Origin of the sequence: Butyricimonas hominis, from assembly GCF_014287455.1 — a bacterium.
In the GTDB taxonomy this organism is placed as follows: domain Bacteria; phylum Bacteroidota; class Bacteroidia; order Bacteroidales; family Marinifilaceae; genus Butyricimonas; species Butyricimonas muris.
Genome location: NZ_JACOOH010000009.1, coordinates 225,867 through 240,240, shown reverse-complemented (window position 1 = coordinate 240,240; position 14,374 = coordinate 225,867). Strand labels below are relative to the sequence as shown.

At 47.6% G+C, this 14,374-nt stretch carries 14 protein-coding genes; 4 read left to right on the top strand and 10 right to left on the bottom strand.

Annotation, left to right across the window (positions count from 1 at the left end):
- Positions 1–27: 27 nt before the first annotated feature.
- Together H8S64_RS19150 and H8S64_RS19145 are read right to left on the bottom strand one after the other, a co-directional pair.
- Positions 28–330 (bottom strand): winged helix-turn-helix domain-containing protein, encoded by a 303-nt coding sequence (locus H8S64_RS19150; RefSeq protein ID WP_099294283.1) that lies wholly within the window; start codon positions 328–330, stop codon positions 28–30.
- Positions 327–965 (bottom strand): hypothetical protein, encoded by a 639-nt coding sequence (locus H8S64_RS19145; RefSeq protein ID WP_186978298.1) that lies wholly within the window; start codon positions 963–965, stop codon positions 327–329. Before H8S64_RS19145 ends, H8S64_RS19150 begins: the two co-directional genes overlap by 4 nt.
- Before the next feature lie 109 nt (positions 966–1,074).
- Here H8S64_RS19145 and H8S64_RS19140 point away from each other — a divergent pair, with 109 nt between their 5' ends.
- Positions 1,075–1,665, top strand: coding sequence for a dual specificity protein phosphatase family protein (locus tag H8S64_RS19140; RefSeq protein WP_186978296.1), 591 nt, complete (start codon positions 1,075–1,077; stop codon positions 1,663–1,665).
- Between the two features lie 16 nt (positions 1,666–1,681).
- On the opposite strand, the gene mdh is transcribed toward H8S64_RS19140, so the two are convergent.
- On the bottom strand, positions 1,682–2,620 hold the full coding sequence (mdh, locus tag H8S64_RS19135) for a malate dehydrogenase (protein WP_099294277.1): 939 nt from the start codon (positions 2,618–2,620) through the stop codon (positions 1,682–1,684).
- Between the two features lie 249 nt (positions 2,621–2,869).
- Positions 2,870–4,285, bottom strand: coding sequence for an MATE family efflux transporter (locus H8S64_RS19130; RefSeq protein ID WP_186978295.1), 1,416 nt, complete (start codon positions 4,283–4,285; stop codon positions 2,870–2,872).
- Between the two features lie 92 nt (positions 4,286–4,377).
- Here H8S64_RS19130 and H8S64_RS19125 point away from each other — a divergent pair, with 92 nt between their 5' ends.
- A complete protein-coding gene (locus H8S64_RS19125) occupies positions 4,378–5,352 on the top strand; it encodes a D-alanine--D-alanine ligase (protein ID WP_186978293.1) in 975 nt (324 codons plus the stop codon).
- 9 nt (positions 5,353–5,361) lie between these two features.
- On the opposite strand, the gene mnmA is transcribed toward H8S64_RS19125, so the two are convergent.
- The 6 genes from mnmA to H8S64_RS19095 all read right to left on the bottom strand — a co-directional run bounded on the left by mnmA (position 5,362) and on the right by H8S64_RS19095 (position 11,166).
- Positions 5,362–6,435, bottom strand: a complete 1,074-nt coding sequence (gene mnmA, locus H8S64_RS19120; RefSeq protein ID WP_255469619.1) for a tRNA 2-thiouridine(34) synthase MnmA — start codon at positions 6,433–6,435, stop codon at positions 5,362–5,364.
- 116 nt (positions 6,436–6,551) lie between these two features.
- Positions 6,552–7,292: a tRNA (guanosine(46)-N7)-methyltransferase TrmB gene (gene trmB / locus H8S64_RS19115; RefSeq protein WP_186978291.1), complete on the bottom strand. Its 741-nt coding sequence runs from the start codon at positions 7,290–7,292 to the stop codon at positions 6,552–6,554.
- A gap of 11 nt (positions 7,293–7,303) precedes the next feature.
- Positions 7,304–7,771 (bottom strand): gliding motility lipoprotein GldH, encoded by a 468-nt coding sequence (locus H8S64_RS19110; RefSeq protein ID WP_186978289.1) that lies wholly within the window; start codon positions 7,769–7,771, stop codon positions 7,304–7,306.
- Positions 7,771–8,403: an NUDIX hydrolase gene (locus H8S64_RS19105; protein WP_099294265.1), complete on the bottom strand. Its 633-nt coding sequence runs from the start codon at positions 8,401–8,403 to the stop codon at positions 7,771–7,773. The genes H8S64_RS19110 and H8S64_RS19105 overlap by 1 nt, the downstream gene beginning before the upstream one ends.
- Before the next feature lie 27 nt (positions 8,404–8,430).
- Positions 8,431–10,197, bottom strand: a complete 1,767-nt coding sequence (locus H8S64_RS19100; protein WP_186978288.1) for a gamma-glutamyl-gamma-aminobutyrate hydrolase family protein — start codon at positions 10,195–10,197, stop codon at positions 8,431–8,433.
- 78 nt (positions 10,198–10,275) lie between these two features.
- Positions 10,276–11,166, bottom strand: a complete 891-nt coding sequence (locus H8S64_RS19095; protein ID WP_186978287.1) for a S66 peptidase family protein — start codon at positions 11,164–11,166, stop codon at positions 10,276–10,278.
- 390 nt (positions 11,167–11,556) lie between these two features.
- On the opposite strand from H8S64_RS19095, the gene metG reads away from it, so the two are divergent.
- Both metG and H8S64_RS19085 read left to right on the top strand, forming a co-directional pair.
- Entirely contained in the window at positions 11,557–13,587 is a 2,031-nt protein-coding gene (metG, locus tag H8S64_RS19090; RefSeq protein WP_186978286.1) for a methionine--tRNA ligase, read from the top strand.
- A gap of 374 nt (positions 13,588–13,961) precedes the next feature.
- Positions 13,962–14,186, top strand: a complete 225-nt coding sequence (locus H8S64_RS19085; RefSeq protein WP_099294257.1) for a hypothetical protein — start codon at positions 13,962–13,964, stop codon at positions 14,184–14,186.
- The last annotated feature ends 188 nt before the right edge of the window (positions 14,187–14,374 follow it).

Below are 14,374 nucleotides of genomic sequence, written 5' to 3'. Positions count from 1 at the left end.
ATTTCAAAGTAGATGAGGTAAAAAAAATTATATGTTTTGACTCTTTAGAAAATCTTCCAAGGCATTCAAGTGTTTGGTGAATGCTTCCCGTCCCTTTTCCGTCACCGCGAAGGTCGTGTTGGGACGCCGCCCGATAAATTGTTTTCTGCATTCGATGTACCCGAGTTCTTCAAGACTGCGGGTATGGCTGGCAAGGTTCCCGTCCGTGAGGTCGAGCAGGTTTTTCAGCGTGACAAAATCTACCGATTCGTTCACGATCAACACGGACATGATTCCCAGTCGTGCCTTGCTTTCGAAGGCCTTGTTTATATTTTCGAGTACTTCTTTCATTCGTTGAAGTTTGCTCTTTGTGGTTGCGATGTCTGGTAGCGTTCTACTTTATAATAAAAGTATATGCCTGCCAAAATATGGAGTAACCCGAACCCGATAACCCAAAACACGAGGGCATTGTTCACGACAAAGCTGTCAACGAGTCCCAACAGGATTTCCGCGTAACCCAAGTAGCGGATATCCGAGTAAGTGTACTTGGAGCAGTTGACAAGAGCCAGACCGTAGAATATGAGCATGATGGAAGAGGTCAGCCCGTAATAGTGTTGCCATATCAGGGAGATGCAGAAAACGCCCCCGGCGAATAACGGGAGAAAGAAATTCCAAAGCAGGCGATGAACCGATTTGTCCGTGAGGATGTTTCGGTTGGCTTTTTTTGCCTTGCAATAGCTCATGCAAAACACGGTGACAAGGGAGGTCAGTAATACGGCGATTGCGATAAGGCAGAGCAGCGTGAGGCGTTGGGACGCGTTGATTTGCTCGTGTGTGGTCAGAACTGAGTATGCCAGTCCCGTTGCAATGCAAGCGTATATACCCACGAGTATGGATGATAAACCACTTATGGAGAGGAATTTAGTGGATTTTTCCATGAGGTCCTTGATGTCGTGCAAGGTATCGAGTGCTTCGTTGTTTTTCATGTCTTAAAAGTTCTTTGTGATGCAAAGTTAAAGATAAATTTTGAATATCGTGTATGAAACGCGTGTATTTTTTATAGATTTGTATTAACCGGATAATTTATATGAAGTTATGAGAAAGTATATCGCGTTGATTTTTTTAGTTTGTTGCTTTTTGGAAGGAGTGGGGCAGAAGGCCGAGAAAATAACTCTTCCGGGGAGTGGGTTGGATAATTTTTATCGGGTTGACACGAGTGTCTACCGGGCAGACCAGCCTTCGGCGGCTGATTTTGTTTTACTCGAACGATACGGCATAAAGGAGATATTGAATTTGAGAAACTGGCACAGTGACGATGACGAGGCAAAAGGAACCGCTTTAAAGTTGCACCGCTTGAAGACACGTGCCTCGAAGATCGATGAGGAGGATATCGTGAAGGCGTTGCGAATTATAAAGAACCGGAAAGGGCCGATATTGATTCATTGCTGGCATGGTTCGGATCGGACGGGTGCCGTGATAGCGATGTACAGGATTGTTTTTCAAGGTTGGTCGAAAGAGAATGCCATAAAGGAAATGACGGAGGAGGGATTCGGTTTTCACAGGCAATTCAGCCAAATTATAGATATGATAAATCGTGCTGATATCGCGGCAATAAAACGGAAACTAGAGGCGAAACCCAAAATAAAAACCGTTCCGGCGCCCCGGAACGGTTCTCTAACAGAATGATCGTGAAGTACTATTGTTAGTTAAATAATTTCATGTCGTCGAGTACGTTCATTACCGTTTTTACTGCTTTTGCAGATTGTGCCAGTAATTCTTGCTCGTCTTTGTCGAGTTTAACCTCGATAATCTTCTCGATACCGTTTTTGCCCAAGATTACGGGAACTCCAAGGTAAATGTTGTTCATCCCGTATTCTCCGTTCAATAAAGCGCATACCGGGAATACTCTTCTGTGGTTGCATACGATAGCCTCAACCATTTGAGCGGCAGCGGCTCCCGGTGCGTACCAAGCGGAAGTACCCATTAATTTCACCAATTCGCCGCCACCTACTTTCGTTCTCTCGATGATAGCGTGCAGCGTGTCATGATCCATTAATTCCGTTACAGGGATACCGCCAACGGTGGTATATCTCGGAAGCGGAACCATGGTATCCCCGTGACCGCCTAATAACAATGCTTGGATGTCTTTCGGGGAAACATTCAATGCCTCGGCCAAGAATGCTCTGTAACGCGCGGTATCGAGGATACCTGCCATACCGAATACGCGGCTGGAATCGATCTTTGCCGTCAAGTAAGCGCAATAGCACATTACGTCGAGAGGGTTGGATACGATGATAATTTTAGCGTTCGGTGAATGTTTGATAATATTTTCGGTTACTGATTTTACGATGCCGGCGTTAGTTGCAATTAAGTCGTCGCGGCTCATTCCCGGTTTGCGGGGTAGTCCGGAAGTAATTACTACTACTTCAGAATTGTTGGTCGCTTCGTAATCGTTGGTCACACCTTTGATACGGGTATCATAAAGATTGATCGGGGCTGTTTGCCACATATCCAATGATTTTCCTTCTGCAACGCCTTCTTTGATGTCCAAAAGAACAACTTCATTCACGATGTCCTTTTCAGCGATGCAGTTCGCGCATGTTGCACCAACGTTTCCTGCTCCTACAACTGTTACTTTCATTTCTGTAATTTTTTATTGTTATACGTTTCGTTTTTTGGCTATTTGTTTGCTTTTTGCGCTGTCAAATGTAAGCCTTATTTTTTATTTCAACAATCTTTATGCCGAAAAATTACAGAATTTTTTCTGCAATGAAAAGAGGGTTTATAAAGTTCATAAAGTTTGTAAGGTTTATAAGGTTTGTAAAGTAATAAAAAGGAGGGGTACTTCGTGAACCTTATGAACTTTATAAACTTTACAAACTTTATAAACTCAATGAAGTTGTTGCCATAGGCGGCTTGCAACAGCGTGCATTTGTCCTAAAATTCCGGTCGGTTTGTAACTTCCATTCTGTAATTTTTTCTGGAATGACAGGTACCAGAGGGTGAGTACGATTCCCTTGAGTACGCTGGAGATGGAGATGCTCCACCAGATACCGTTCAACCCCAGAATCGGGAAGGTCACGAGATAAAAGGCAAGCGGGATTCTTGCCCCGGTGAGCAGAATACCCACGATTGCCGGGGGTGTGGTACGCCCGCAACCATTGAAAGCTCCGGCCGTGACCTGTTCGATTGCCGAGAAAACTTGCGAAACGGCAAGGATTTTTAAATAGGCGCTTCCGGCAATTAGGGTTTGCGGTTCGTTGATGAAAATGCTGAAAATTTCTTTGCTTAGAAAGAGAAAAGCTGCCGTGGCAACGAGAGCGATTCCCCCGGCAAGTTTCAGCGTGTAGTGATACCCTTGACGTATCCTGACAAAGTCGCGTGCCCCGAAGTTCTGTCCGGTGAAGGCTGCCAGTGCCGTCGAGAATCCCGCGGCAGTCATCCACGTGATGGCCTCTATTTGTGCCCCGACACTTTGCACGGCAACCCCGATATGTCCCCATTGTGCCGCCACGGTGGCAAGCGTCAGCGAGAACATGGCAAACAAGGCGCTTTGCATACTGACGGGGAAACCCAGAGAAAATATCCGCTTCACGAAACGGGCACGCAAGCGGGTGAGATAATGGAGTTTGCCGATAGAGGATTCGCGGAAGTAAAGATTGCGTATAAAGATCGCGAACACGACCAGTTGCGAGAAGGTAGTGGCAACTGCCGCACCCGCCGAACCCATGGCGGGAATAAAGCCGCACCCGTATATGAGCAAGGGATCGAGTACAATATTAAACACCAAGCCCGTCGCGACGATTTTCAAGGGTGTTTTGCTATTGCCTTGCCCGTTGTACAGCCCGCTGTACGTGTTGTTGTTGAACGTGAAGAATAATCCCGGGGTGATCAATCGCATGTAATTGACCGCGAGCGAGGAAATATTTTCTTCCAGATGAAATAATCCCACTAGGGCAGGAGCCGCGATGAATATGAAACAAGCGTAGAATAAAGCGATAATTGACGAGAGCATGGCTGCCTGATTGGCGTATACGCGGGCTCTTTTGCCTGTACGTGCGCCAAGAGATTGAGAGATGGTAACCTCGACGCCGACTTTGCTGATAAACGAAAGTGCATTGCACAACCACGTGAAGAATCCGGCAACACCCACGGCTGCCACGCTTTCGCTTCCCAATCGCCCCAACCAGATCATGTCTGTCATGCTGTAGGCCATTTGGACGAAAGAGGCTGTGATCAAGGGAATTGCCATACTCCATATCCCTTTGCTGATGCTTCCGTGTGTCAGGTCGTTTACTTTTGTCATGCTCTTGTTTTTTGGCTTGCAAAAATATAAACCTTTTGGCAATTTCCTCTCACTTTTTTATACTTTTGCGGAAAGATGTAAAAATGATTAATATGAAAAATATCGCGGTTATTGCAGGAGGAAATTCTTCGGAGTACGGGGTGTCGCTCCAGTCGGGAAACAATATTTATAACGAGGTGGATGAAACCCGTTATAATAAATACCTTGTTATATTAAAGGGGCGGGATTGGCACGTGAAGATTGGTGATGTGACTTACCCGGTGGACAAGAATGATTTTTCCTTCACGAAAGACGGGGAGAGGATTGCGTTTGATTTTGCCTATATCACGATTCATGGCAACCCCGGTGAAAACGGGTTGTTGCAGGGATACCTCGATATGATGGGCGTACCCTACGGGGGATGCAACGTGCTGGCTTCCGCGTTGACTTTTGATAAACACACGTGCAATGCTTATTTAAAGAGTTACGGGGTGAACGTGGCCAATTCCGTGATGCTGAAACGGGGGATGGCGTATGACGTGAACGAGATCATAGAGGAAGTCGGTCTGCCTTGTTTCGTGAAGCCGAATGCCGAGGGGTCCAGCTTCGGGGTATCGAAGGTGAAAGAGGCGGGACAGTTGGAGAAGGCGTTGCGGGAAGCATTCGCTCTTTGCCGGGAAGTGCTGATTGAAACGTTTATTGACGGGAAAGAGTTGACATGTGGTGTCGTGAAAGCCGGGGAGCTGGATTTTGCAATGCCCATAGCGGAAGTGATCCCGAAGAAAGAGTTTTTTGATTTCGAGGCAAAATACGATCCCAAGATGTCCGACGAGATTATTCCGGCACGTATTTCTCCCGAGTTGACCCATCGCATCAAGACGTTGTCGTCGATGATTTACGATATACTAAGGTGTGACGGTATCATCCGGGTAGATTATATCGTGCGTGATGACGAGATATTCATGCTTGAAGTGAACACCACGCCGGGAATGACTTCCAATAGTTTTGTGCCTAAAATGGTGCGGGCTATGGGCGGAACGTTGCGGGATGTGTTGACGAAGATTATTGAAGCCAAATTGAGTAATTGAATTTCCGCCTTAAACGATAATGCCGCCGCCCACGACATCCGTGCCCTCGTAGAGTACGGCACTCTGACCGGGAGTGATGGAATCCATGCCTTCGTGGAACTCTACCCGTAGCCCGCTCTCCTCGTGGTAGACGGATGCTTGGGCGCCCCGGTTGCGGTAACGGATTTTGGCATTCACCTCGAAGCCGTCCGGTAGAGAAGCGTATTTCATGAGGTTGATATCTTTTGCCCGGAAACCTTTACCTGTCAGTTCTTCACGGGTGCCTAGCACGACTTCGTTTTTCCGCGGGTCAATGGCCACGACGAACATGGGATGTCCGAGGGCAATGCCCAGCCCTTTGCGTTGCCCGATGGTGTAGTTGGGGAAACCCCGGTGCTCACCCAAGCGTTTGCCGGATGTATCGACAAATAGCCCGGGACCGTATTTCTCCGTGAAGTTATCCACGTTCTCGGCAAGGAAAGCGCGGTAATCGTTATCCGGGATAAAGCATATCTCTTGGCTTTCGGTTTTCTTGGAAAGTTTTTCATGGCCTTTGGCAAGAGCGATTTGCCGGACTTCCGGTTTTGTCAGTTCACCTAAAGGAAACAGCGTCCGGGCAAGATTCTCTTGTGTCAGTGTCCACAGGAAATAGGTCTGGTCTTTAGTTTCGTCCACTCCTTTGCGCAAGAAGTAACGTCCGTTCTGTTGACCGATGCGGGCGTAATGTCCGGTAGCGATGTAGTCACACCCGAGTTCGTCGGCCATTTCGATCAATTTGCCCCATTTGATCGTGGAATTGCAAAGTACGCAAGGGTTGGGCGTGTGTCCTTGTAAATATTCGTCGATGAAATTCCGTATCACCAGATCTTTGAAATCCTGACGTATATCCAATATATGATGTTCAAAGCCCATTTGCTGTGCCATGTGTTTTGCCTCGAAGATCGCGTTCACGCTGCAACACCCTTTTTCCTTCTCCATGCAGGCTTGCGAGATTTGATCGTACACCCGGTAGGTAACCCCGACCAACTCGTATCCCTGATCTTGTAATAACATGGCGGCAACCGTGCTGTCAATCCCACCGCTCATGGCCATTAAAACCCTCATAATTTTAGATTTAATGATTTTAGATTTTAGATTGCTTCCCCTTGTTCGTGCGCTCAACTACCACTGTATAGGTGAATTGGAGGGGACATTTTCAATTTTCAATTCTCCATTTTCAATTATTTATTCATAAATCTTGCCTCGCTGTGGTAATCATCTTTCTCGATGTCGATATCGGGTTCGATGAGTTCGCCGGAGTCGGACAAGGTGAATTTCAAGTATTTGATCTGTTTCCCTCGGGATAACCATTGTTGTTCGTAGAATGTTTTGATACCTAGTATTTTATCATCCAGTCCGCTCGCGTAAAGGTCGTCCGTGTTGACAAAAGCGGTCAATCCGTTCAGGCGGATAAGTTCAGCCGTGTATTGATACAGGAAAGGACTATCCGTTTTGAGGTGGATGATTCCGTCTTCTTTCAGCATCTTTTTATAGAGCGAGAGGAAGCGGGTTCCCGTCAGGCGCTTGCGGGCCTTTGCCATTTGCGGGTCGGGGAACGTGATCCATATCTCGGAGATTTCCCCGGGGGCGAATACCGACTCAAGCATCTCGGCATGCGTGCGTAGGAATACCACGTTTTTCATGCCCTTTTCTTGGGCTATTTTAGCCCCGGTCCACATCCGGGCTCCTTTGATATCCAACCCGATGAAATTTTTCTCCGGGTAGAGTTCTCCCAGTCCCACGGCGTACTCGCCTTTGCCGCATCCCACTTCCAGTACAATCGGGTGGGCGTTGCCGAACACTTGTTCTCCCCATTTCCCTTTTAGCTTATAATCCGTGCGGAAAACCTCGTCATGTTTCGGTTGGAACACGTTATCCAGTGTTTCCATTTCCGCGAATTTTGCCAGCTTATTTTTCGCCATATCCCAATCGCTTAATTTTCTAATTTAGTTATCTTAATCCCTATATTTTTTATTCCTTTCAATTCCTTTTCTTTCATGCGGTGACCGATCTCTATCGTGTAGATACCCGCGGAATCCAAGTGAAGTATTTCTTCCGAGGTTTGGGTTACGGTTTTCAATCCTCCCAATCCTTGTCCCACCCATTCGCCGTCCTTATCCGCCAAAGTGATGTCCGAACTTAGGTTGATTGTTGTCAGGTGCGGGTGGGAGATGGTGAGCCAACAACTCAGACCATGTAGTTTATAATCCGTCGAGTGCCGTACGCATGTGCTTAACACGTAATCGCCCGGTCGCGTGATGTTGAATTCAAATTTGTAATTACTATCCCGGTTCCATGTCTCGCGGGCGATGGATTTGTAATTTCCCGCGTCGGGGGTAATGTTACAAGCCATGCAACACGATAAAATGAATAAAGTGTAAATACCAAGTTTCTTGCTCATCACGTTCGGTCGTTATTGCTCGTTTTTAATAGTGTTTCCAGTTCCGCGATCATCATTGCCGTGGCTCCCCAGATAAAATGATTATCAATCTTGTAGCCCGGTGCGACAATCTGTCGGTCGTTCCGGTAAAGCGAACGCGAAGTTTTATTCTTGTCGTCAAATAAATCATTTAACGGGATGACTATCACTTCCTCCACTTCATCTTCCGAGAGTACAAAATTAGGTATTTTCGGGATTGTTCCAACAATGGGTGTTATATTAAAGTTGCTTAACGGGATATACACGTCGCTCAAACTCCCGATAATCGTGACGTCTTCGGGGTTTACCCCGATCTCCTCGTGACACTCCCGCAAAGCGGTATCACGTGCATTCGTGTCTTCCGGCTCCGTCTTCCCACCCGGCAGGGCGATTTGTCCCCCGTGATATTTCCCCACCGAAGTACGTTGTATAAAAGGGATTGCCCAATCCTCCCGGTAAGGCATCAGCAGCATGAGCACGGCGCTATTCACGGGGGAATGCTGATGTATTTCTTCTATTCCCTTAACGTGATTAGGTTCGGGTGTCATGAGGGCGTGTGCCGCCGCTCCCGGTAATTCTCGTGCTAGAACTTTTTGAACTGTTTCAATTGTCACCGTTAATCTAAAATTTAAAATCTAAAATCAGTATGGTTTTTGTACCGCACTCAACACCCTTAAGATGTTATCTCCCCACAATTTGTGCAATTCTTCCGGCGTGTAGCCTTCGCGGAGGAGTTCCACGGTGAGGTTGATAAGTTCGTTGGCAGCACGGCAGCCGATAAGTTTTTCCGTGTCGTCGCCGTCGAAGTCCGTGCCGATGCCCACGTGGTCGATGCCCACGAGGCGGACGATGTGGTTGATATGAGCCACGGCGTCCAGAATGGTCGGGTTGGGTTGTGCGCTCAGGAACGAGTTGTACAGGCACACCTGTACAACGCCTCCCTTGTCGGCGATGGCTCGAATCTGGTCATCTGTCAAATTGCGGGGGTGATCGCGTAACGCTCTCGCAGACGAGTGGGAAGCGATAATCGGGGCTTCGCTGGTTTCCAGCACATCCTGCACGGTTTTGGCGTTGGCATGCGAGATGTCCACGATAATTCCCAAGCGGTTCATCTCTTTCACGACTTGCCGTCCGAAATCACTCAACCCGTTGTGTTCCGGTTCGCCTTTTGCCGAGTCGCAAATGTCATTGCTGCCGTTATGGCACAGGGTGATATAAGTGACTCCCATTTTCTTGAACATCTCGAGGTTCGCGATATCCTTCCCGATAGCGTACCCGTTTTCGATGGCAAGGAATATCGCTTTCTTTCCGGCATTCTTCAGGTAAAGCAGGTCGTCCTCGTTATAGGCAATTCCCACTCGCGACTGGTTCAGTTTCACTTGTTCCGATATCTGGTACAGGATATCGACAGCCTTTTGCGTGGCGGCACGCGAGGCTTCCTCGTCCCGGCTGTCTTGATGCAGGTAAGCAACCATGAAAACGGCGTCCTCTCTTCCTTCCTGCATTTTGGGAAGGTCTACTTTCACGTCCTCGTGGCGTTGTCCGAAGTTGAAACCCGGGGTGAATTTCATCGGGGTATCGCAGTGTGAATCGACAATCAAGCTGTTCCGGTGGATTTCTTTTGCCTTCTTGAACAGGGTGGCCTCACTGACGAAATAATAGAAAAGTTTCATCATCTGTTCGTCGGGGCGTACCGCCATTTTCTCCGGGTGCCATTGCACGCTGAAGACGCGGTGTCCCGGCATACCTTCCATCGCCTCGATAATCCCGTCGGCAGAGGTCGCCGTCATGCGGAATCCGGGAGCGATGTCCTTGATGGCCTGATGATGGTAAGAATTAACCGTGATGGAGTCTTCTCCCATGATTGAGTGGAGTATCGAGTTATTGATGATATTCACCCGGTGCGAGCCGTATTCCCGACTGATTGTCTGGCTGTGTTTTAAAGCCGGTTGCTCGTGTTGCGAGTAGATATCCTGATAGTTGGTACCCCCGAAAGCCATGTTGATAATCTGGTGTCCGCGGCATATCCCGAAGATGGGGATTTGTCGGTCGGATGCCAGTTTTACCAGCGTCAGGTCGAACTGATCTCTCGCGGCATCCACGTCCCGCAGGGGAGGGATGGGGTCTTCGTTCCCGTACAGCGGGTTGATATCGCCCCCGCCCGTGAGCATAAGCCCGTCGAGCGTGTCTATCGTTGCCCGCAAGCTCTCGATGTCATTATGCACGGGTATTAGCACGGGAATACCGCCCGCTTGCAGGATGGAAATCACGTATGAATGTTCTATACAGGAGTTCCCGTTCTCGAAATTTGCCGTGATACCGATAACCGGTGCGTGGGCTTGTGTCTGGCGATCGTCTATCGCCTTGTATAAGGTATCCAGATTTGCCGGATAAACAATGTTATTCATAACGGTGCAATTGAAAATGAGAAATGTAATTATTCGCCATAAATCTGAAATCACAAATCGTAAATCATAAATCATCGGTCACGGGAATTTTAATTCGCCCCCGTTCGGTTGCACGATAAGTTCTGCGTTCGTTCCCAGTATCAACGGGTAATTGTCCCGGGTATGACCTGCCGGTAGCCCGAAGCAAACCGGGTACGCGTAATCTTTCACGGCATCGTGAATGATGTGGTACACCCTTTCCTTAAATTCGGGGTCGTTATTCCGTCCGAATTCCCCGACCGCGAGTCCTGCCAGATGTTGGAACTTGCCCGCGTATTTCATGCATCGGATGCTTCGGTCAATCCGGTATATATCGTCTGTCGGGTCTTCAAGGAAAAGAATCGTGCCCCGCGTATTGTGCTCGATGCGCGTGTCGTGCAAGCTGTGAATCCACGTCAGCATTCCGCCGATGAGTTCCGCTTCCGCGAGTCCCGTGCGGTTCAGCGGGTGAGGTTTCGTGGCGTACGCCGAAATAATACCGAACAGGAAATTCCGGAGTTGTGTCAACGCTTCCGGTGTCGTTTCTTGGAGGTTCGAGGGCATGGAAGCGTGAAGGCTTTCGATGCCTAACGAGTGTAACTTCGAGTGCAGCACGGTAATGTCGTTCATGCCGATTACCCATTTCGGGTTTCCCTGAAACACGGAATAGTCGGCATCCTCGATGATGCGGAGTATCCCGTAATCTCCCGCCATGCACCAGATAGCCCTGACGTCCTCGGCGTCAAGTGCGGCTTGTAGGTCTGCCAAACGTTCTTCATCAGTCCCTGCCATTCGTCCGTCCCGCGCCAAGACGTGTTCCCCGGGAACGGGAATCAGTTCCCACGAGGCGAGTAATGCTACTGCAGCGTCCAGTTGTTCTTTTGTCGTGATGCCCGAGGGGGAAACAAGCGCCACCTTATCCCCCGGCTGCAGGTATATAGGTCGTAACATAATAACGATAGTTTTTATTGTACGAAGGTACGGTTTTAATTTGAAAATGCGTTATACTTTGTCAATAGAATTACTCGCCGCGGGCTGACGGGGGATTTCTCCCACTCGTCCAGAGGGATTCATTCATCGCTAGCTCTGAATAAAAGTATTGATAAAGTATTATTAAATGATTTATATCGTATTATAATCGAATAACAATCGAATAGCAATCGTATAACAGTTGAGGAAAACTCGGGGAATGTGCGGGGAAGGATACAGTGATTTAGCGTGTTGATTTTAACGTGATGTTAGCGATATTTTTATTAACTTTGCGACTTCATGGAGCACTAAAGTTTTTTCCTTTGGCTTTATGGATTTTATAAACTTTATAACTTTACAAACTCTAAATACATGAGCAAGTTCAAGAGAAATTTGGTTACCACGGCGTTGCCTTACGCTAACGGTCCTGTGCATATCGGGCATCTGGCAGGTGTTTACGTGCCCGCTGATATTTACGTGCGTTACTTGAGAAAGAAGGGTGAGGAGGTCGCGTTTATCGGCGGCTCGGACGAGCACGGGGTACCTATCACGATCAAGGCGCAGAAGGAAGGGGTAACCCCGCAGGATATTGTTGATCGTTATCACAAGATTATTAAGGATTCATTTGCCGAGTTGGGGATCTCTTTTGATATATATTCCCGCACGAGTTCGAAGACGCATCACGAGTTGTCGTCGGCGTTTTTCAAGAAACTTTATGACGAGGGGAAGTTTATAGAGAAGACTTCCATGCAGTTCTATGACGAGAAAGCGGGGCAGTTCCTTGCCGACCGTTATATTATAGGTACATGCCCCCGTTGCGGGAACGAGCGGGCGTATGGCGACCAGTGCGAGGCATGCGGCACGAGCCTGAACGCTACCGATCTGATAAATCCGGTATCCGCTATCACGGGGAATAAACCGGAATTGAAGGAAACGAAACACTGGTATCTGCCTTTGGATCAATACGAGGGATGGTTGAAGGAGTGGATTCTGGAGGAGCATAAGGAATGGAAGCCGAACGTTTACGGGCAATGCAAATCGTGGTTGGATAGCGGTTTGCAGCCTCGCGCGGTGACCCGTGATTTGGATTGGGGTGTGCCTGTCCCGGTAGAGGGTGCCGAGGGGAAAGTGCTTTACGTGTGGTTTGACGCCCCTATCGGTTATATTTCCGCCACGAAAGATCTCACGCCGGAATGGGAAAAATACTGGAAAGACCCGGAAACGCGCATGATTCATTTTATCGGTAAGGATAATATCGTGTTCCATTGTATTATTTTCCCGGCGATGTTGAAAGCCGAGGGATCTTATATTTTGCCGGACAACGTGCCTGCCAACGAGTTCTTGAATCTGGAGGGTGATAAGATTTCCACGTCCCGTAACTGGGCGGTTTGGTTGCACGAGTATCTGGTGGATTTCCCCGGGAAACAGGACGTGTTGCGCTACGTGTTGACCGCCAATGCACCGGAAACGAAGGATAACGATTTCACGTGGAAGGATTTCCAAACCCGTAATAATAGCGAGCTGGTGGCTATCTACGGGAATTTCATCAACCGCACGCTGGTGCTGACGCAGAAGTATTTCGATAATATCGTGCCGGAACGGGGTGAATTGACGGATTACGACAGGGAGGTTCTTGCCGAGATACCGCGAATCATCGAACGCGTGGAGAAGAGTTTGGATACGTTCCATTTCCGCGACGCTTTGAAGGAAGCGATGAATCTTGCCCGTCTGGGTAATAAATATCTTGCCGATACCGAACCTTGGAAAGTGATCAAGACGGACGAGGCGCGGGTGAAAACCATTTTGAATATCTGTTTGCAGATTTCGGCTAATCTTTCCACTTTGATGGAACCGTTTATGCCGTTCTCTTCACGAAAGTTGCGCGAGTTCATGAATATCGACGCGATCGAGTGGAGCAAGATGGGGGACGGCGTGATCCAAGCGGGACACGAGTTGGGGCAGGCAGGATTGTTGTTCGACAAGATCGAGGACGACGTGATTCAAGCGCAGGTTGATAAACTGCTTGCCACGAAAAAAGCGAACGAGATGGCGTCTGCCACGGCTGCTCCCGCGAAGGAGAACATCAATTATGATGATTTTATGAAGATGGATATTCGCGTGGGTAAGATTATTGCCGCCGAGAAAGTGGCTAAGACGAAGAAGTTGATGAAATTGACTGTCGATACGGGTATCGATCAGCGGACTATCGTGTCGGGCATTGCCGAGCATTACGCGCCGGAGGAGGTGATCGGGCGGCAGGTGAGCGTGCTGGTGAATCTGGAGCCGAAACCGTTGAAGGGGATCGTGTCACAAGGCATGATACTGATGGCGGAGAATGTCGACGGGACTCTTTCTTTTGTTACTCCCGATAAGGAGGTGAAACCGGGATCGGAGATACGATAACGGGGAAATGAACAATTTTTGAAGAATATACTTTGAGGCTGCCATTTTTTGGCAGTCTTTTTTTGTTTTCTTGCTTGGATGATTTGTTATAAAATTTCAGAATAGGGAGGTGAATTAGGATTTTGTTAACTTCGGTTCACGAGGAGATGTGGTGGTGTTATGCACTGATTATCAGTTGTATTTGTGTTGAAATGTAATTCTTAAAAAAATAGTTGTCATTTTTAAGACTAACAAATATTTAACCTTACCTCAACTAAAGTATAACAGTAATAATCTCATTTTCATGGAGTAATGCCTTACCTTTGTATCGTAAGAAATTACAAAAGCCAATATGGCAAGAATGAATAAGAATAATAATTAAAAAAAATAATGATATGAAAAAGTATATTGTATTAGTTTGCATCGGGATGTTAGCATTGTTTGTAGGTGGAATCAGTTTAGCAAAAACTCAGACTAACGGAATCGAGTGTGCTTACGCTAAGCAACAGAATCTTAACGCTACTTCCAAGGTCGTGAAAGTACAGAAAGTGGGAAAAGATGTGATTTACGGTCCCGTGAGCTTGCCCGAGGTGGTTGTAAGCACGAAGAGGAAAGCTTGAATCGGCTTTTGTAAAGAATAGGAAAACGAGGCTTTTGACAGGCCTCGTTTTTTATTGCCCGAATATTTGCCCCGCGTGTATCGTTGCATTTATTTTGGATTGACAAAATAATCCTTATTTTTGTATCTAATTACTAGATGACGAACCGGATGCAGGCTATAAACATTCATTCAGAGGGGTTTTTAGAA

Excerpts from the sequence above, each read along its gene's own strand:
- trmB (WP_186978291.1), bottom strand. The coding sequence starts at position 7,292 with ATGGCGAAAAATAAGCTGGCAAAATTCGCGGAAATGGAAACACTGGAT.
- mdh (WP_099294277.1), bottom strand. The coding sequence starts at position 2,620 with ATGAAAGTAACAGTTGTAGGAGCAGGAAACGTTGGTGCAACATGCGCG.
- H8S64_RS19095 (WP_186978287.1), bottom strand. The coding sequence starts at position 11,166 with ATGTTACGACCTATATACCTGCAGCCGGGGGATAAGGTGGCGCTTGTT.
- H8S64_RS19085 (WP_099294257.1), top strand. The coding sequence starts at position 13,962 with ATGAAAAAGTATATTGTATTAGTTTGCATCGGGATGTTAGCATTGTTT.
- metG (WP_186978286.1), top strand. The coding sequence starts at position 11,557 with ATGAGCAAGTTCAAGAGAAATTTGGTTACCACGGCGTTGCCTTACGCT.
- H8S64_RS19150 (WP_099294283.1), bottom strand. The coding sequence starts at position 330 with ATGAAAGAAGTACTCGAAAATATAAACAAGGCCTTCGAAAGCAAGGCA.
- H8S64_RS19140 (WP_186978296.1), top strand. The coding sequence starts at position 1,075 with ATGAGAAAGTATATCGCGTTGATTTTTTTAGTTTGTTGCTTTTTGGAA.
- H8S64_RS19130 (WP_186978295.1), bottom strand. The coding sequence starts at position 4,285 with ATGACAAAAGTAAACGACCTGACACACGGAAGCATCAGCAAAGGGATA.
- mnmA (WP_255469619.1), bottom strand. The coding sequence starts at position 6,435 with ATGAGGGTTTTAATGGCCATGAGCGGTGGGATTGACAGCACGGTTGCC.
- H8S64_RS19125 (WP_186978293.1), top strand. The coding sequence starts at position 4,378 with ATGAAAAATATCGCGGTTATTGCAGGAGGAAATTCTTCGGAGTACGGG.
- H8S64_RS19100 (WP_186978288.1), bottom strand. The coding sequence starts at position 10,197 with ATGAATAACATTGTTTATCCGGCAAATCTGGATACCTTATACAAGGCG.
- H8S64_RS19145 (WP_186978298.1), bottom strand. The coding sequence starts at position 965 with ATGAAAAACAACGAAGCACTCGATACCTTGCACGACATCAAGGACCTC.
- H8S64_RS19110 (WP_186978289.1), bottom strand. The coding sequence starts at position 7,771 with ATGAGCAAGAAACTTGGTATTTACACTTTATTCATTTTATCGTGTTGC.